This is a genomic window from Paraburkholderia caballeronis (genome assembly GCF_900104845.1).
Classification (GTDB): domain Bacteria; phylum Pseudomonadota; class Gammaproteobacteria; order Burkholderiales; family Burkholderiaceae; genus Paraburkholderia; species Paraburkholderia caballeronis.
Window position 1 is genome coordinate 874,116 of record NZ_FNSR01000002.1, and the last position, 17,197, is coordinate 891,312.

Consider the following 17,197-nt stretch of genomic DNA (forward strand, 5'->3'; position numbering starts at 1 on the left):
GGTGCTCTCGATTTGAAGTGATGCCTTGAACCGAAGCGAATGAACAGCCGCGCGGTACGCAATAAAAAAGCGCCGCGACTGGCGCGGCGCTTTTTTCGACCCCTGTTTCAACGATACCTACGCGCCATGACCGCGTAGTTTAAAGGATTCACTTGTCGAGCAGAATCCGCAACATGCGGCGAAGCGGCTCCGCCGCCCCCCACAGCAGCTGGTCGCCGACCGTGAACGCCGACAGGTACTCGCCGCCCATCGCGAGCTTGCGCAGGCGGCCGACCGGCACCGTCAGCGTGCCGGTCACGACGGCCGGCGACAGGTCGCGCATCGACGCTTCGCGCTCGTTCGGCACGACCTTCACCCAGTCGTTCGCGGACGCGATGATGCCGTCGATCTCGTCGAGCGGCACGTCCTTCTTCAGCTTGATCGTCAGCGCCTGCGAGTGGCAGCGCATCGCGCCGATCCGCACGCACAGGCCGTCGACGGGGATCGAACCCGGTTCGCCCATCGCCGGCTTGCCGAGGATCTTGTTGGTTTCCGCGCCGCCCTTCCACTCTTCCTTCGACATGCCGTTGCCGAGATCCTTGTCGATCCACGGAATCAGCGAGCCGGCGAGCGGCACGCCGAAGTGGTCGGTCGGCATCCGGTCGCTGTTCATCGCGGCCAGCACGCGGCGGTCGATGTCGAGGATCGCCGACGACGGGTTCGCGAGGTCTTCCTTCGCCGCGCCGTACAGCGTGCCCATCTGTTGCAGCAGCTCGCGCATGTTCTGCGCGCCCGCGCCCGACGCCGCCTGGTACGTCATCGCGGTCATCCAGTCGATCAGGTTCTCGCGGAACAGGCCGCCGAGCGCCATCAGCATCAGGCTGACCGTGCAGTTGCCGCCGACGAAGTCCTTCTGGCCTTTGACCAGCGCGTTCCTGATCACGTCGAGGTTCACCGGGTCGAGGATGATGACCGCGTCGTCCTTCATCCGCAGCGCCGACGCCGCGTCGATCCAGTAGCCGTTCCAGCCCGCCGCGCGCAGCTTCGGATACACGTCGTTCGTGTAGTCGCCGCCCTGGCAGGTGATGATCGCGTCGCACTTCTTCAGCTCGTCGATGCTGTTCGCATCCTTGAGCTTCGTCTCGTTTTTGGCGAACGACGGCGCTGCGCCGCCTGCGTTGCTGGTGCTGAAAAACACCGGTTCGATCAGGTCGAAATCGCGTTCTTCCTGCATGCGCTGCATCAGCACGCTGCCGACCATGCCGCGCCAACCTACGAGACCTACGTTCATGACTAACCCTTGAATTGGACACTTCCCCGCATCTGTCGCCCGCAGTGACCGCGCGGGGAAGATGAGCGGGCACGACGGACGATCAACGCTTGATGATCGTTTTGGTGGTAATCGTTTTGATCGTGGCGAAGGCGTGCGAAATCACACGGGCGATGGTGTCGCCGTGAAATTTCGAAATCGAGGTGATCTGGGGGATCGTCGCCATCGGCACAGTCTACACGAAAACCGCCTGTTTACGGCCAGGCTCGCAACGCCGCTTGTGGCGTCTACGCACCGTAGCGGCGCGCAACAACCGTTGTTTTCGAGGACCGCCATGCGGGCGATCCTCGCGTCGGACGACGACGGCTTGACGTCGTCGCCCCGCTTTTTACTACGCTTTTACCGCGGTTACAGCGCCGCGACCACCGCGTCGCCCATCGCCGCCGTGCCGACCTGCGTGCAGCCCGGCGTCACGATGTCGGCGGTGCGATAACCCTGCTCCAGCACCTTCTTCACCGCGCCCTCGATGCGGTCCGCCTGCTCCGCGCGGTTCAGCGAGTAGCGCAGCATCATCGCGGCCGACAGGATCGTCGCGAGCGGATTCGCGATGCCCTTGCCCGCGATGTCCGGCGCGGAGCCGTGCGACGGCTCGTACAACCCCTTGTTGTTCGCGTCGAGCGACGCGGACGGCAGCATCCCGATCGAGCCGGTCAGCATCGCGGCCTCGTCCGACAGGATGTCGCCGAACATGTTGCCGGTCACGACCACGTCGAAGGCCTTCGGCGCCTTCACCAGTTGCATCGCCGCGTTGTCCACGTACATGTGCGACAGCTCGACGTCCGGATATTCCTTCGCGACTTCGATCATCACGTCCTTCCACAACTGGGACGTTTCGAGCACGTTCGCCTTGTCCACCGACGTCAGCTTCTTCGCGCGCTTCTGCGCGGCCTGGAACGCGACGTGCGCGATGCGGCGCACTTCCGGCTCCGAATAGCGCATCGTGTCGAAGCCTTCGCGCGCGCCCGCGAACGGACCGTCCGGCGCTTCGCGCGTGCCGCGCGGCGAGCCGAAGTAGATGTCGCCGTTCAGTTCGCGCACGATCAGGATGTCGAGGCCCGACACGATCTCGGGCTTCAGGGACGATGCGCCGGTCAATTGCGGATAGCAGATCGCCGGGCGGAAGTTCGCGAACAGTTGCAGATGCTTGCGCAGCCCGAGAATCGCCTGCTCAGGACGCAGCGCGCGCTCCAGCGAGTCGTATTTCCAGTCGCCGACCGCGCCGAACAGGATCGCGTCCGCCGCCTTCGCGAGCGCGAGCGTCGCGTCCGGCAGCGGATGGCCGCTCGCCTCGTAACCCGCGCCGCCGACCGGCGCTTCTTCCAGTTCGAATTTTTCGCCGAGCGCGTTCAGCACCTTCACGGCTTCGTTGACGATCTCGGGGCCGATGCCGTCGCCCGGCAGCACTGCAATCTTCATCCGATGTTTCCTCGCTGTAATCCGTTATACGTTGGGTAAGCCCGTCATCCGACGATGCGGTGGTTCAGCCACGGCTGGCGCGCGAGGCGCTCCGCTTCGTACTGGCGGATCTTGTCCGCGTGGCGCAGCGTGAGGCCGATGTCGTCGAAGCCGTTCAGCAGGCAGTAGCGGCGGAACGCGGCGACTTCGAACGGGTATTCGGCCGAGCCGTCCGTGGTGCGCACGACCTGCGCGTCGAGATCGATCGTCAGCTTGAAGCCGTTGAACGCATAGGTCTCGTTGAACAGGTGATCGACCTGCTGCTCGGACAGCACGATCGGCAGCACGCCGTTCTTGAAGCAGTTGTTGTAGAAGATGTCCGCGAAACTCGGCGCGATCAGCGCGCGGAAACCGTATTGCTGAAGCGCCCATGGCGCGTGCTCACGCGAGCTGCCGCAGCCGAAGTTCTTGCGCGCGAGCAGGACCGACGCGCCCTGGTAGCGCGGCTGGTTCAGCACGAAGTCCGGGTTCAGCGGACGCTTCGAGTTGTCCTGACCCGGCTCGCCGTGGTCCAGATAGCGCCATTCGTCGAACGCGTTCGGGCCGAAGCCGGTGCGCTTGATCGACTTCAGGAACTGCTTCGGAATGATCGCGTCGGTGTCCACGTTCTCGCGATCGAGCGGCGCGACGACGCCGGTGTGCACAATGAATTTATCCATGATCCGTGATCCTGTGAGCGGCCCGCGCATCCCCACCGGGACGGCGGCCGCCGGCGATTTGTCCGCCTGCGTTACAGCGCGTGCTGCACCGTGCGCGCCGAACTGCTGATGTCCTGGCCAAACCCGGCCACCGTGTTGCAGCCGGTCAGCGCGACCAGCGCGCCGGTCAGCAGAAAGAGCGCCACGCCGCGCCAGAACGTCCGTACTTTCATATCGTTACCCAAGCTTGCGAATGTCCACGAAATGCCCTTCGATCGCTGCCGCGGCCGCCATCGCCGGGCTCACCAGGTGCGTGCGTCCGCCCGCGCCCTGACGGCCTTCGAAATTGCGGTTCGACGTCGACGCGCAACGCTCGCCCGGCTCCAGCCGGTCCGCGTTCATCGCGAGGCACATCGAGCAGCCCGGCTCGCGCCATTCGAAACCCGCGTCGGTAAAGACCTTGTCGAGCCCTTCGCGTTCCGCCTGCGCCTTCACGAGACCCGAGCCCGGCACGACCATCGCGAGACGGATGTTCGCCGCGACGCGGCGGCCGAGCTTCTTCACCACATACGCGGCGGCGCGCAGATCCTCGATGCGCGCGTTCGTGCACGAGCCGATGAAGATCTTGTCCGGCTTGATCGACTCGATCGGCGTGTTCGGTTCGAGCGCCATGTATTGCAGCGCGCGTTCCATCGCGTCGCGCTTGACCGGGTCCTTCTCGCGCTCGGGGTCCGGCACGCGGCTGTCGATCGCCGTGACCATTTCCGGCGACGTGCCCCACGTGACCTGCGGCACGATTTCGGCCGCGTTCAGTTCGATCACGCGATCGAACTGCGCACCGTCGTCCGAGCGGAACGTCTTCCAGTACGCGGCCGCCTGGTCCCATTCCGCGCCCTGCGGCGTGAACGGACGGTTCTTCAGGTACTCGACCGTCGTGTCGTCCACCGCGACCATGCCGGCGCGCGCGCCCGCTTCGATCGCCATGTTGCAGACCGTCATCCGGCCTTCCATCGACAGCGCGCGGATCGTCGAACCGCCGAACTCGATCGCGTAGCCGGTGCCGCCGGCGGTGCCGATCTTGCCGATGATCGCGAGCACGATGTCCTTCGCGGTGCAGCCGCGCGGCAGCGGGCCTTCGACCTTCACGAGCATGTTCTTGCTCTTCTTCTGCAGCAGCGTCTGCGTCGCGAGCACGTGCTCGACCTCGGACGTGCCGATGCCGTGCGCGAGCGCGCCGAACGCGCCGTGCGTGGACGTGTGCGAGTCGCCGCAGACGATCGTCATGCCCGGCAGCGTCGCGCCCTGCTCCGGCCCGACGATGTGCACGATGCCCTGGCGCTGGTCGTTCATCTTGAACTGCGTGATGCCGAACGCGTCGCAGTTCGTGTCGAGCGTATCGACCTGCAGCTTCGACACCGGATCGGCGATCCCGTGCGTGCGGTCGGTGGTCGGCACGTTATGGTCGGATACCGCGAGGTTCGCGCTGATGCGCCAGACCGGGCGCCCGGCGAGCTTCAGCCCCTCGAAGGCCTGCGGGCTCGTGACTTCGTGCAGCAGATGACGGTCGATATAGAGAAGCGTCGTGCCGTCTTCTTCGGTGTGGACCACATGGGAGTCCCACAATTTGTCGTAGAGAGTCTTTGCCATGATGTGCGGGGATTGAATGACTGCGGGGCAATGCGTTGTCGGGCAATTATGCCACGCAAGTGCCGCGGGATGCTCGCCCCCTCGGGGAAAAACCGATAAGAAACAGTAAGTTGGGTGGTAGTGGCGATACCTGTATCGGCGTTACCCGGTAGCGCGGACGTGAAGGCGGCGAGCGGCGGCGGGTTTGATCGGCGTAAAGCGGACATCATGGCGGCTTCGCGATGCGCGCAATCGAGCCCGATCGAACCCGGCCAAAAGCGGAAACGACGCACGGGATTGTGAACGAAGCCGTTGCCGGACGGCCCCGCCGGGCGGCGCGCGCAGCCGGCCCGCTATCCTGGGAATTTAAGAAAAACGTCCTAGACTCCTCTACACCCTGCGCGTCGCGCCGCTCCATCGGAGCACAAGCGGGATCACAAACGGGATCACAAACGCCGCGCCGCAAAACCGCTGCATGCATCGCTGTCGAAACTTTTCGAGGGCCATCCACCGTGAGCGGAATTTCAATCCCGGGCTTCCCGTCTTTCAAGGCCGTTTGCGCGCGCTTGCGCATCGCCGCCTCCGTCGATCCCCATCGTTGCATCCCGTTCTTCTCCGCCCAACACGCGCATCGTTTGCGCGAGCCGTTACGCATCGAAAGCTCGCGGCACCTTGCGTCCCCGATCAAGGAGCCGCGCGACACAGGCCGATGACCGACACCCGGGTTTGACACCGCCGGCCGCGACCGGCGGCAACGAGCTGGAGCGCATAACTTCCATGGAGTGCATGATGGCGACCAAACCACAACGACGTATGCTGCTGTCCCTGACTTTCCTGACGCTCGCGTTGCCCGCCAACGGCGCGCACGCGCAGGGCATCCCGATCGTCACTGGCGAGCAATGGGTCGTGTCGTCGGACGACGTGAAGAAGGCGTATCTGATCGGCATTGCCAACCTGCTCGACGTCGAACGCGCGTATTACGGTGCCAATCCGCCATCCGACAGCCAGGCTATCGCGCCGCGCTTCACGAAGGGCATGCAGGGGCAGACGCTCGACGGCGTGCGCCAGCAGCTCGACGTCTGGTATGCGGCCAATCCGACGATGATCCAGCATCCGGTGATCGAAACCCTGTGGTTTCAGATCGTGCAGCCCGGCCTGAAGAAGAACCCGTAACGGAGAGCGACCATGAAACGACTTCCCTGGATCGTGGCCGTCGGCGCAGTGCCGGTCGCGATCGCGTGCACGAACATGACGCCCCAGCAGCAGGGGATGATGAGCGGCGCGGGCCTCGGCGCGGCGGGCGGCGCGGGCATCGCGGCCATCGCGGGCGGCAACGCGTGGACGGGGGCCGCGATCGGCGGCGTCGCCGGCGGCATCGCGGGCGGCATGCACGGCACGCGATAACGCGCGTCGCACGCGCAGCAAAGAAAGATTCGTTGTCCCCGCGCCGGACGTCGCGGACGGCGTCGCTGGCCCGACGACGCCCGGTCGCTCGATCGTAAACCGCCGCGTTTTCCACGCGGCGTCCAACCGCTTCCGTCATCGGCATTTGCCTGGCATCGCCAGGCGATCGCCTCGCCGCCTCGATCCTCTTCCCCATCGAATCCGCATAAGCTCGCCGCCAGCCGTGCGCGCTGCGTTGTCGCCAAAGCCATCGCAGCGTACCCGTGCGCCGCCGCCATGGACGCGAAGCGGGCAACGCGGCAACATGGCGAGGGCCGGTTTGCTGCCGATGCCGGCCGTCCGTGCCTTACTCGATCTTTCCGCTCTTTCCGCCCGTTCCCAATCGAACCCGCTGCCGGTCGCGACGCGATCGAGGCGGAAAGCGGCGGAAAGCGAGCCATCCCGACCCGAGGATCACCATGCGGCGCACCGTATCCAGGCTGTTGAAGATAAGCGTGTCGATCGTCGTGCTGCTGGCCGTCGCCGCGCTCGGGTTTCGCGCGTGGGATTCGCAGCGCGGTCCCGGCCTGTCGGTCTGGCACACGTACGTGCCGCGCGAGATGACCGCGAAGGAGATCGACGCCGCCGACTGGAACGGCTACCTCGCGGCGGAGAACCGCCTCTTCGACGACGTCCGCACGCACGTCGTCGAGAAGATCGCCCCCGCCGAACGCATCGCGTCGAACCGCTACTACGAAGGCTCGCCGATCTATCCGGAACACTTCGCGCAGGACTGGAACCGCTCGTACATCCTCGAACCGCAACGCGAGCCGGCCGGCGCGGTCGTGCTGCTGCACGGGCTGACCGATTCGCCGTACAGCCTGAGGCACATCGCGCGCAACTATCGCGATCGCGGCTTCGTCGCGATCGGCATCCGGCTGCCCGGCCACGGCACCGTGCCGGCCGCGCTGACCTCGGTCGAATGGCGCGACTGGACCGCCGCGACCCGGCTCGCGGTGCGCGAGGCGCGGCGGCGCATCGGCCCCGACAAGCCGCTGGAACTGGTCGGCTTCTCGAACGGCGGCGCGCTCGCGCTGCAATACGCGCTCGACGCGATCGAGGACGACACGCTGACGCGCCCGACCCGCGTGATCCTGATCTCGCCGATGATCGGCGTGACGCGGTTCGCGCGCTTCGCGGGTTTCGCCGGACTGCCGTCCGTGCTGCCCGCGTTCGCGAAGGCGGCGTGGCTCGGCATCGTGCCCGAGTTCAACCCGTTCAAGTACAACTCGTTCCCGGTCAACGGCGCGCGCCAGGCGTACCTGCTGACCGACGCGCTGCGCGAACAGATCGGACGGCTCGCCCGCGACAACCGCCTCGCCGCCCTGCCGCCGCTGCTGACGTTCCAGTCGGTGATCGACTTCACGGTCAGCTCGCCCGCGGTGATGTCCACGCTATACGACCGGCTGCCCGAGAACGGCAGCGAGATCGTGCTGTTCGACATCAACCGCGACGTCCGCTTCCGCACCTTCCTGCGCGCCGCGTCGTATGGCGCGCTCGGCCGGCTGCTGCGGCGCGGACCGCAGAACTACCGGACCACCGTGATCGAGAACGCCAGCCCGGACACGGACGCGACCGTCGCGCGCACGATCGACGCCGGCACGACGACAGAACACGTCGAGCCGCTCCACCTCGACTATCCGCCGGACATCTTCTCGCTGTCCCACGTCGCGATTCCGTTCCCGGTCACGGACCCGCTGTACGGAACCCATCCCGGCACCGACGAGAACTTCAACGCGAACCTCGGCACGCTGTCCGTGCGCGGCGAGCGCGGCACGCTGATCTTCACGCTCGACTCGATGTTCCGCATCGCGTCGAACCCGTTTTTTCCGTACGTCGTGCAACGGATCGACGACGGCATCGGCAAAAAACCTGGCCCCGTGGTGAACGCGCCCGAACGCTCGCACGAACCGTTGCTCGCCACGCCCGAGACCGAAGCCGAAGCGGCGGACGACGCGCTCGCGGAACCGGAGTTCGGCGACGCGTGGGCGCCGTGACGCTAATGCACGTTGCGGCCGACCCAGCCGGTGATGAAGTCGGCGATCTCCAGGTTGTTGCGGTCCTGCATCATCATGTGCGTGTTGCCGTGCATGCCGAGGTCGGTCGTCGACACCACGTCGACATGGCCGCCCGCCTGATTCACCGCGTCCGCGAACGACCGGCACGCGGCATAACGCGGCGCCCACGCCGACTGCGCGATGAAGTCGCCGTACAGCAGCAGCACCGGCACGCGCGTATAGACGCTCACGTCGCCGGTCGCCGCCGGGCAGGCGGTCGGCTCGACCGCGACGATCGCGGCCACGCCGCTCGCGCCCGACGCAAGCGTCTGGAACGGATAGATGCCCGACTGCGAATGGCTGACCAGCACCGTCTTTTTCAGGCGCGCGGCGAGTTGCCCGAGCGACGGCACCGTCGGGTTCGGCGTCCCCATCGAGTACGCCCAGTCGGGCACCATCTGCTTCCAGAACTGCTGCTGCGCCTCCAGCGGAAACTGCATGCCCGGATACGCCTGCGGATACTTCGGCCCGAAGCGGAACAGCGTCCACGCGAACTCGCGGCCGACGAAGAACCCGGCCGGCAGCGCGTCGGGCGGCAGGCGTCCCGACCGCACGCCGCCGATCGACACCGCATTGGCCGCCGAGCGCCCGCGCCCCGCCTGGTCGATCACGTACACCGGATAACCGCTGCGCGCGAAGTATTGCGCCCAGCCCATGCGGCCGTCCGGCGTCGTCTCCCACGTCGCGCCGGTCAGGCAGCAGCCGTGGATCAGCACCAGCGAAGGCGCCTTCGCGTGCGCCGGTATCTGGTACTGCACGTACATCTGCTCGACGGTGACGGTGCCGTTCGGGTCCGCCTGCGGCAGCGTCGACAGCGTATCGGACGCGAGATCGCGGCCGCCGACGAAGAAGCTGCCTTCGTCCTTCAGCGTCAGCGGCGCATTGGTGTCCACCTGGTGCGCGACGGCCGGCGCGATCGCCGCGCACGCAAGCAGCGCGGCCGCGCATCGCGTCGCGGCGCGCGCCCATCGTTTCGGATTGAATCGCATCGTGGTCGTGTTGTTGTTCTTGCGTTGTCCGTGGATTCGATCAGCGTTCGAGCCTGCGCATCGACACCGCGATCGTCACCGCTCCGAAGGCAAGCACCGCGGCGGCCAGATACGAACCCGCGCTGATGTCGTGCGTGGCCGCGGTCAACGCGCCGATCGCGGTCGGCGCGCTCAGGCTGCCGAGTTGCCCGATGCTCGAAATCAGCGCGATCGAGCCCGCCGACGCGGTGCCGGACAGGAACGTCGCGGGGATCGTCCAGAAGATCGCGGTGCAGGTCAGATAACCGATCGCGACGAGCGCGAGCCCGGCGATCGCCGGCACGAACGACGCGTGCGCGGTGCCGAGCAGCACCGCGCCGGCCGCCGCGATCAGCGCGCAGCCGGCGAAGTGGAGCCGCCGCTCGTTGGTCGCATCCGAATGACGGCCGACCAGCACCATGCCGATCGCGCCGACGAAATACGGCACCGCCGATACCAGCCCGATGTGCCACGGATTCGCGACGCCGGCCTGGCGGATCACCGACGGCGCCCAGAAGTTCAGCACGCTGCCCGCCCACGTGATCGTGAAGTAGCCGAACGCGCACGCATACACGCGCCAGTCGCGCAGCGCGGCGCCGAAGTGGCCGATCCGCCTGTCGTTCGCGTGGCCGTGGCTTTCGAGTTCGCGCGCGACGAGCGCCTTTTCGTCGGCGGACAGCCACGTCGCAGTCGACGCCGAATCGGGCAGATACCACAGCGCGCACAACCCGACGAGCACCGGCGGCACGCCTTCGAGCAGGAACAGCCACTGCCACGCGCGCAGCGTGTGCCAGCCGTCCGCGTGGCTCAGGATCCAGCCGGAGACCGGGCCGCCGGTGATGCCGGCCACCGCGATGCCCAGTACGAACGCGGACAACACCTTCGCGCGATGACGGTCCGGGAACCACGACGTGAGGTAATACACGATGCCGGGAAAGAAGCCCGCTTCCGCGATGCCGAGCGCGATACGCGCGATGTAGAACTGCGTCGGGTTGCGCACGAACATCATCGACACGGACACGAGGCCCCACAGCACCATGATCCGCGCGATCGTGCGGCGCGGCCCGATGCGGCGCAGCAGAAGGTTGCTCGGCACCTCGAACAGGACGTAGCCGATGTAGAACACGCCGACGCCGAGGCCGTACGACGCCTCGGTCAAGCCGATGTCGGCGCGGAACTGCAGGTGCGCGAAGCTGATGTTCACGCGGTCGATGTAGTTCAGCACGTAGCACAGGAACAGGAACGGGATCAGCCGCTTCGCGATGCGCGCGAACACCTTCTCCGCGTCCACGGCCGCGTGGCCCCCGTGCGCCGCCAGCGGGCCGGACAGCCCGTCCTGCGCGAGCGCGCCTCGTGTCGTTTCCATTTCGGTTGTCTCCGTCGATCGTTTGATTATGGGTCGCGGCCGCCGCCGCGCGGATCACGCCGCCGCGCTGTCTTCGAGCGCGCCGGACGCCGTTGCCGCCGACGCCGCTTCGCCGCGCTCGCGCAGCCGCGCGCGCAGCGGTTCGAGCACCGCGTCGTTATGCTCGCCGAGCGTCGGCGGCGCGACGACGTCGGTCGTGCGCTCGCCGTCGAACGACACCGGCGGGCGCACCGTGCGGAAGCGGCCCATCTGCGGATGCGTCGTCTCGACCAGCAGTTCGAGGTGGCGCGCCTGCGGATCGTCGAGCGCCTCGCTCGCGTCGTACATCGGCGCATGCGGCACGTCGTTGCGTTCGAGCCGCGCGCACCAGTCCGCGCGGCTGCGCGTCGCGAACGCCGCGCCGAGCACGTCGATCAGCGCCTCCTGGTTCGCGATGCGTCCGGCGCGGTCCGCGAAACGCGGGTCCTGCAACAGCGTCGGCTGCTCGATCGCTTCCGCGAGGCCCGTCCAGAACTTCTCCGGCGACGACATGTGCAGCGCGAGCCACTTGCCGTCCGCGCACTGCATCACGTATGACTGCGACACGCTCGGCCGGCTGTACGGCCCCATCAGTTCGCCGGCCGAGTAGTAATGCGTGAACGCGTCGAGGTTGAAGTGGCTCATCGCTTCGAGCATCGACACCTCGACCTTGCGGCCGACGCCGGTGCGATGCCGCTCGTGCAGCGCGCCGAGAATGCCATACGCCGCGTAGAAGCCGGTCAGCGAGTCGGCGATCGCGGGGCCGACCACGCGCGGGTTCGCCGGATTGATCAGCAGCCCGAGAAAACCGCTCGCCGCCTGCGCGACCGAATCGTACGCAGGCCGCCCGGCCGCCGGCCCGGTCTGCCCGAAGCCGCTGATCGCGCAGTAGATCAGACGCGGATTGATCTCGCGCAGCCGCTCGTAACCGGCGTTCAGCCGGTCCGCCGCGCCGGGCCGGAAGTTCTGGATGTACACGTCGGCGTCGCGGATCATCTCGTCGAACAGCGCGAGGTCCGCGTCGTCCTTCGTGTTCAGCGTCACGCTGCGCTTGTTGCGGTTGTAGGTCTGATAGTGCGGGCTGTAGAGGCCGCCCTTGAACGCGCGGAACGGATCGCCCGCGCCCGGCTGCTCGATCTTCACGACGTCCGCGCCGAGGTCGCCGAGCAGCATGCCCGCCGCCGGTCCGGTGATGAAGGTGCCCTGTTCGAGGACGCGAACGCCTTCGAGAACTTTTGCCATGCCACTGCTCCACTGAATAAGCCGCGCACGCGGGCGGCGCGGCTGTCGAATCGTTCCGGACGTCAGGCGCCGGGCTCGAAGCCTGCCGGCGCGTCGCCGTCGTACACCACGTCGCGGGTCGCCTGATACGACAGCGCGAAGCCGATCGAACGCGACAGCTCCTCGGTCAGATGGCCGATCAGGCCGGCGGTGCGCGCGAGGATCGGCACGCCCTTCAGCGCGCCGAGCGGGAAACCGACGCCGAGCAGCACGGCCGGAATCGCGGCCGACACGTTCAGCATCAGCGGCTTGCCGTAGATGTCGGGCAGCACGGCTTCGATCGCCTCGGCGATCCGCACGTACGTCATGTCCGCGCCGTGGCGCTCCGCGACCGCGAACAGCGCGCCGACGCGCGGGTCGCGCGCCTTGTGCAGCGGATGGCCGTAACCGGGCACCGCGCGCCGTTCCGCGCGATAGCGGGTGACCACCGCGAACGCCGCTTCGGACAGGTCGCCGTTGCCGTCCGCCGCGTGGCGGCGCACGTCGTCGAGCAGCTTGCCGCACGCTTCGGACGCGCCGAGGATCACCGACCCGCAGCCGAGAATGCCGGCCGCGACCGCGCCCTGCAATGCGTCCGGCGCGGCCGCGAACGTCATCCGGCTCGCCTGCACGCTCGGCACGAGGCCGTGTTCGGCAATCGCGACGAGCGTCGCGTCGAGCACGGCCGTGATGGCCGGCGTCGGCGTCGAGCCGGTCACGAGCAGATAGAAGTAGTCGGTGAACGAGATCTGGCCGATCAGTTCGCGCGCGAGATCCTTGCCGCGAACCACGATGGTCTGCGCATTCGACGTCGAGATCGACGTGCGCGGAACGGTTTCCTTGCCGATTTTCATGATGGATGCCTGCTTGCTGGGCTGTCCGCGAGGTCTCCGCTCGCGGCAGCGGTCTGGATTGCGGGCAGTGTAAGACAGTGTGGCCATCGATAAAAAATGGTATTTTCAACTGCCTTTCGATCGATGCCATCGATGCGAAACCCCGCCACCCGTCGCAATCCACCGCCGCCCCCCATGGAACTTCGCCACCTGCGCTACTTCGTTGCCGTCGCCGAGCATCTGAGCTTCACCGTCGCATCGCAGAAGGTGCACGTCACGCAATCGACGCTGTCGCACCAGATCCGCCAGCTTGAGGACGAACTCGGCTGCCGGCTGTTCGAGCGCGAAGGCCGGCGCGTGACGATGACCGAGTCCGGCGAGCTGTTTCTGGAGCGCGTGCGCAACGCGCTGCGCGAAGTGGACGACGGCGTGTCGACCGTGCGCCTCGCGGCGGAAGAGATGACCGGCATCGTGCGGATCGGCGCGACGCACACGTTCAACATGCGGATCGTGCCGCGCTGCGTGTCGCTGTTTCTCGACCGGCATCCGTCGGTGCGCGTGGACGTGCTGGAGATGACCGGCGACGGCATCGCGCAGGCGCTGCTGCGCGGCGACCTCGACATCGGCGTCACGTACAAGCCGCACGACGCGCTGCCGCTGCGCTTCGAGCCGCTGTACACCGAGGAGATGGTGCTGGCGGTCGGCGCCGGACATCCGTTCGCGCGCCGCCGCTTCGTGCGGATGTCCGAACTGCATCAGCAGCGGATGGTGCTGCTGCCGCGCACGTTCGCGACGCGCGCGGTGCTCGACGAATGCTTCGCGATGGCGAACGCGACGCCGGTCGTCGTCGCGGAGATGAACGCGATCGCGCCGATGATCGAACTGGTCAGCACGACCGGCATCGCGGCGATCGTGTCCGAACACGCGAGCCGCCGCGACGACGTGCGGATCGTGCCGCTCGAAAGCCCGACGCCGATGCGCTCGCCGGGCATCCTGTGGCGCGCGCGGGAGGCGCGCACGCCGGCCGCGCGCGCGCTCGCGTCGATCATCCGCACGGTCTGCGACGCGGAGAATCGCGACGGCCGCCGCCGCAACCCGTGACGCTCAATCCGGCCGGCGCGGAAACACCAGCGTGAAGCGCGTGAGACCGTCGGCGCTCGTCGCGGCCCACGAGCCGCCGTGCAGCGTCATGATGCTGCGCACGATCGACAGCCCGAGTCCGCTCGATTCCGACGAACGCTGCCGCGACGCGTCCGCGCGATAGAAGCGGTCGAACAGCCGCTCCAGATGCATCGGCTCGATCGTCGGCCCGCGATTCTCGACGTAGAGCGTCGTGCCCTCCGGCCCCTGCCGCGCGACCGTCGAGATCGCGCTGCCCGCATCCGCGTAACGCACCGCGTTCGCGAGCAGGTTCGCGAGCGCGCGGCGCAGCAGCAGCGGATCGGCCCAGATGCGGCCGTCCGCGTGCCATTCGAGCCGCACGTCGCGCTCTTCCGCGAGCCCTTCGAAATAACCGGCCATCCGCTCGAATTCGTCGTCGAGCGGCAGTTCCCTGCGCTCGATCGCGTGGTCCGCGTGTTCGGCGCGCGCGAGGAACAGCATGTTGTCGATCATCTTCGACATCCGCTGCAACTCCTCGTAGTTCGAGCCGAGCAGCCGCTGGTAATAGACGCTGTCGCGCGGCTGGCTCAGCCCGACCTCGGTCTGCCCGAGCAGGTTGCCGATCGGCGTGCGCAAATCGTGCGCCATGTCGGCGGACACCTGGGTCAGTTGCATGAAGCCGCGCTCCAGCCGGTCGAGCATCGCGTTGAACGCGCGGATCAGCGCGTCCAGTTCCGGCGGCACGTTGCGCCGGTCGATCCGCGTGGACAGCGTGCCGACGCCGATCGACGCGGTCTGCGCCGCGAGCCGCCGCAGCGGCGACATTCCGCGCCGCGCGAGCCAGAACGCGAGCAGCGCGGCGATCACGGCGGCCACCGACGCGGACAGCAGAATCCGGCTGCGGTAGTCGCGCAGCATCCGCGTGCGCTCCGTCATCATGCGGCCGGATACGATCCGCAGTTCGCGCGGCCCGCCGATGTCGTGCGCGGCCGCCGCGACGTAGATGAACGGCGTGCCGTCGTCCATCCGCGCGTGATGCACCGCGCCGAGCGACAGCGCCATGTCCGCCGGCACCGGCGTCACGTCCGGCACGGCGGCATGGCCCGGATTCACCGCGAGCAGCGGCGTCTCGCCCGCAAAACCGACGACCAGCAGCGACTCGGTGTTGCCGAGCATGTTCGCGAACAGATGCGGCTTCTCGCGGATCAGCGCGCGCACGTCCACGTCGTTCATCAGCGTGCGCAACTGATCGACGCGCGTGACGAGCGCCGCGTCGTCGCGCACCATCAACTGCGTCTCCAGTTGCCGGTACAGCACGAAGCCGAGCGCGGCCATAGCGCCGAACACGAGCAGCGCGAACAGCAGCGCGATGCGCGTCGACAGCGACACGCGCGTCATGCTTCGTGCTCGCAGCGGTAGCCGACGCCGTGCACCGTATGGATGAGCCGCACCGCGAACGGCTCGTCGATCTTCTGCCGCAGCCGCCGCACCGCGACGTCCACGACGTTGGTGTCGCTGTCGAAGTTCATGTCCCACACGCGCGACGCGATCAGCGCGCGCGACAGCACCTGCCCCTGGTTCTGCGCGAAGAAGTACAGCAGGTTGAATTCCTTGTTCGTCAGCGTAATGCGCGCGCCGCCGCGCTCGACGCGCCGCTTCGGCACGTCGATGCGCAGGTCGCCGACTTCGAGCACCTCGTCCTCCTGCTTCTGCGGCTGCCCGCGCCGCAGGATGATGCGGATGCGCGCGAGCAGTTCCGCGAACGAGAACGGCTTCACCAGATAGTCGTCCGCGCCGAGGTCGAGGCCCTTCAGCCGGTCTTCGAGCGTGCCGCGCGCGCTGAGGAACAGCACCGGCGTGCTGGTGCGCGCGCCGAGCTTCGTCATCACGGTCCAGCCGTCCATCTGCGGCATCATCACGTCGAGCAGAATCAGGTCGTAGCGCATCTCCTGCGCCATGTGCAACCCGTCGATGCCGTTGTTCGCGACGTCGACGACGTAGCCGGCCTCCGTCAAACCGTCGAACAGGTAGTCGCCGGTTTTCGTCTCGTCTTCGATGACCAGGATTCTCATGTCTTCGCTGCCGCGTGGAAGAGTGAGCGTTCGCGATGAGCGGAACGCCAGTGTCGCAGGCCGGCGGCGCGTGCCGCTGCGCCGCCGGCCGGGGATCGACTGCCCGCCGCTTATTGATCCGACTGCTGCGCCGCCTGTTCGATCAGCGCGGCGACCTGCTTCGGATGCGATTCGTACACCGAGTGGCTCGCGCCGGCGATCTCGACCGTGTGCGAATGCGCACGCGCCGCATACATCCGTTCGAGGTCCGGATTGATGATCTTGTCCGCTTTCGCGACCATATACCAGCTCGGCTTTTTCTTCCACGCCGGGTCGTCGATCTGCGCGGTGAACACGGCGGCGGCGGTCGGCATCTGCGCGTGCGCCTCGAACTCGGCCTGCGCGCGCGGCAGGTCGGCCGCGAAGTCCGCCGGATAGTCGGCCGGGTTCAGGTACAGGAAGTTGTCCGGCGTCTTGACGACCGCGCCGCCGAGCGAGTTCGGATACTTCTTGCCGTTGCCGACCTCGGTTTCGCCCGCGTCGAGCGCGTGCGCGGCGATATAGACGAGCGACTTCACGTGCCCGTCGTTGCCGGCCTCGGTGACGATCGCGCCGCCGTAGCTGTGGCCGACCAGCACGCACGGGCCGTTCAGGCTGTCGAGCACGCGCTTCGTCGCGGTCACGTCGTCGTTGAACGACGTCAGCGGCTCCTGCACGAGCGTCACGTTGTAGCCGTCTTTCGTCAGGATGTCGTACACCGGACGCCAGCCGGCGCCGCCGACGAACGCGCCGTGCACGAGCACGATGTTCTTGACGGGCGCGGCGAGCGCGGGCGCGGTGGCGGCGGTGAACACGCAGAGCGCGGCGGCGGCCTGGGCGGCGACGGAACGGAAAGCGGAAATCTTCATGGCAAGGCTCCTTGAATCGGCATCGGTTGAAAACAAAGGGTTGGGGGTACAGCGTGATGCCAGTCTAAGAAGCGGGCTCCAACAGCCCGGTTACCCGGTCATTACGAAAAAATGACGAACTTTGC

17 protein-coding genes are annotated in these 17,197 nt (G+C 67.3%); 4 read left to right on the plus strand and 13 right to left on the minus strand.

What is annotated here, in order from left to right:
* Positions 1-148: 148 nt before the first annotated feature.
* From asd to leuC, 6 genes are all read right to left on the minus strand, one after another.
* On the minus strand, positions 149-1,270 hold the full coding sequence (gene asd / locus BLV92_RS20420; RefSeq protein WP_090548228.1) for an aspartate-semialdehyde dehydrogenase: 1,122 nt from the start codon (positions 1,268-1,270) through the stop codon (positions 149-151).
* Between the two features lie 82 nt (positions 1,271-1,352).
* On the minus strand, positions 1,353-1,475 hold the full coding sequence (locus BLV92_RS32935; protein WP_256216110.1) for a hypothetical protein: 123 nt from the start codon (positions 1,473-1,475) through the stop codon (positions 1,353-1,355).
* A gap of 182 nt (positions 1,476-1,657) precedes the next feature.
* On the minus strand, positions 1,658-2,725 hold the full coding sequence (leuB, locus tag BLV92_RS20425; RefSeq protein WP_090548230.1) for a 3-isopropylmalate dehydrogenase: 1,068 nt from the start codon (positions 2,723-2,725) through the stop codon (positions 1,658-1,660).
* Between the two features lie 44 nt (positions 2,726-2,769).
* Positions 2,770-3,423: a 3-isopropylmalate dehydratase small subunit gene (gene leuD / locus BLV92_RS20430; RefSeq protein WP_090548231.1), complete on the minus strand. Its 654-nt coding sequence runs from the start codon at positions 3,421-3,423 to the stop codon at positions 2,770-2,772.
* A gap of 71 nt (positions 3,424-3,494) precedes the next feature.
* A complete protein-coding gene (locus BLV92_RS31680) occupies positions 3,495-3,635 on the minus strand; it encodes an entericidin A/B family lipoprotein (protein WP_110332454.1) in 141 nt (46 codons plus the stop codon).
* A gap of 4 nt (positions 3,636-3,639) precedes the next feature.
* Positions 3,640-5,049, minus strand: a complete 1,410-nt coding sequence (gene leuC / locus BLV92_RS20435) for a 3-isopropylmalate dehydratase large subunit (protein WP_090548233.1) — start codon at positions 5,047-5,049, stop codon at positions 3,640-3,642.
* A 792-nt stretch (positions 5,050-5,841) separates the two neighbouring features.
* Here leuC and BLV92_RS20440 point away from each other — a divergent pair.
* The 3 genes from BLV92_RS20440 to BLV92_RS20450 all read left to right on the plus strand — a co-directional run bounded on the left by BLV92_RS20440 (position 5,842) and on the right by BLV92_RS20450 (position 8,468).
* Positions 5,842-6,201 (plus strand): hypothetical protein, encoded by a 360-nt coding sequence (locus BLV92_RS20440; protein ID WP_243843801.1) that lies wholly within the window; start codon positions 5,842-5,844, stop codon positions 6,199-6,201.
* 12 nt (positions 6,202-6,213) lie between these two features.
* Positions 6,214-6,432 (plus strand): hypothetical protein, encoded by a 219-nt coding sequence (locus BLV92_RS20445; protein WP_090548236.1) that lies wholly within the window; start codon positions 6,214-6,216, stop codon positions 6,430-6,432.
* 458 nt (positions 6,433-6,890) lie between these two features.
* Positions 6,891-8,468 carry an alpha/beta hydrolase gene (locus BLV92_RS20450; protein ID WP_090548238.1) on the plus strand — a complete coding sequence of 526 codons (1,578 nt, stop codon included), beginning with the start codon at positions 6,891-6,893 and terminating at the stop codon, positions 8,466-8,468.
* A gap of 2 nt (positions 8,469-8,470) precedes the next feature.
* Here the strand turns inward: BLV92_RS20450 and BLV92_RS20455 are convergent, their stop codons facing one another.
* From BLV92_RS20455 to BLV92_RS20470, 4 genes are all read right to left on the minus strand, one after another.
* The gene (locus BLV92_RS20455; protein ID WP_244283870.1) at positions 8,471-9,517 is read right to left on the minus strand and encodes an alpha/beta hydrolase family protein; all 1,047 of its coding nucleotides are present in this window, start codon (positions 9,515-9,517) and stop codon (positions 8,471-8,473) included.
* Positions 9,518-9,557: 40 nt separating this feature from the next.
* On the minus strand, positions 9,558-10,901 hold the full coding sequence (locus BLV92_RS20460; RefSeq protein ID WP_090548239.1) for an MFS transporter: 1,344 nt from the start codon (positions 10,899-10,901) through the stop codon (positions 9,558-9,560).
* 54 nt (positions 10,902-10,955) lie between these two features.
* Positions 10,956-12,161: a CaiB/BaiF CoA transferase family protein gene (locus tag BLV92_RS20465; RefSeq protein ID WP_090548241.1), complete on the minus strand. Its 1,206-nt coding sequence runs from the start codon at positions 12,159-12,161 to the stop codon at positions 10,956-10,958.
* 62 nt (positions 12,162-12,223) lie between these two features.
* Positions 12,224-13,033, minus strand: a complete 810-nt coding sequence (locus BLV92_RS20470; protein WP_090548242.1) for a citryl-CoA lyase — start codon at positions 13,031-13,033, stop codon at positions 12,224-12,226.
* 174 nt (positions 13,034-13,207) lie between these two features.
* On the opposite strand from BLV92_RS20470, the gene BLV92_RS20475 reads away from it, so the two are divergent.
* The gene (locus BLV92_RS20475; protein ID WP_090548244.1) at positions 13,208-14,113 is read left to right on the plus strand and encodes a LysR substrate-binding domain-containing protein; all 906 of its coding nucleotides are present in this window, start codon (positions 13,208-13,210) and stop codon (positions 14,111-14,113) included.
* 3 nt (positions 14,114-14,116) lie between these two features.
* Here BLV92_RS20475 and BLV92_RS20480 read toward each other — a convergent pair whose 3' ends face one another.
* From BLV92_RS20480 to BLV92_RS20490, 3 genes are all read right to left on the minus strand, one after another.
* Positions 14,117-15,511, minus strand: coding sequence for a heavy metal sensor histidine kinase (locus tag BLV92_RS20480; RefSeq protein WP_090548245.1), 1,395 nt, complete (start codon positions 15,509-15,511; stop codon positions 14,117-14,119).
* Positions 15,508-16,185 (minus strand): heavy metal response regulator transcription factor, encoded by a 678-nt coding sequence (locus tag BLV92_RS20485; protein WP_090548247.1) that lies wholly within the window; start codon positions 16,183-16,185, stop codon positions 15,508-15,510. Before BLV92_RS20485 ends, BLV92_RS20480 begins: the two co-directional genes overlap by 4 nt.
* Positions 16,186-16,295: 110 nt before the next feature.
* On the minus strand, positions 16,296-17,072 hold the full coding sequence (locus BLV92_RS20490) for an alpha/beta fold hydrolase (protein WP_090548248.1): 777 nt from the start codon (positions 17,070-17,072) through the stop codon (positions 16,296-16,298).
* Positions 17,073-17,197 lie beyond the last annotated feature (125 nt).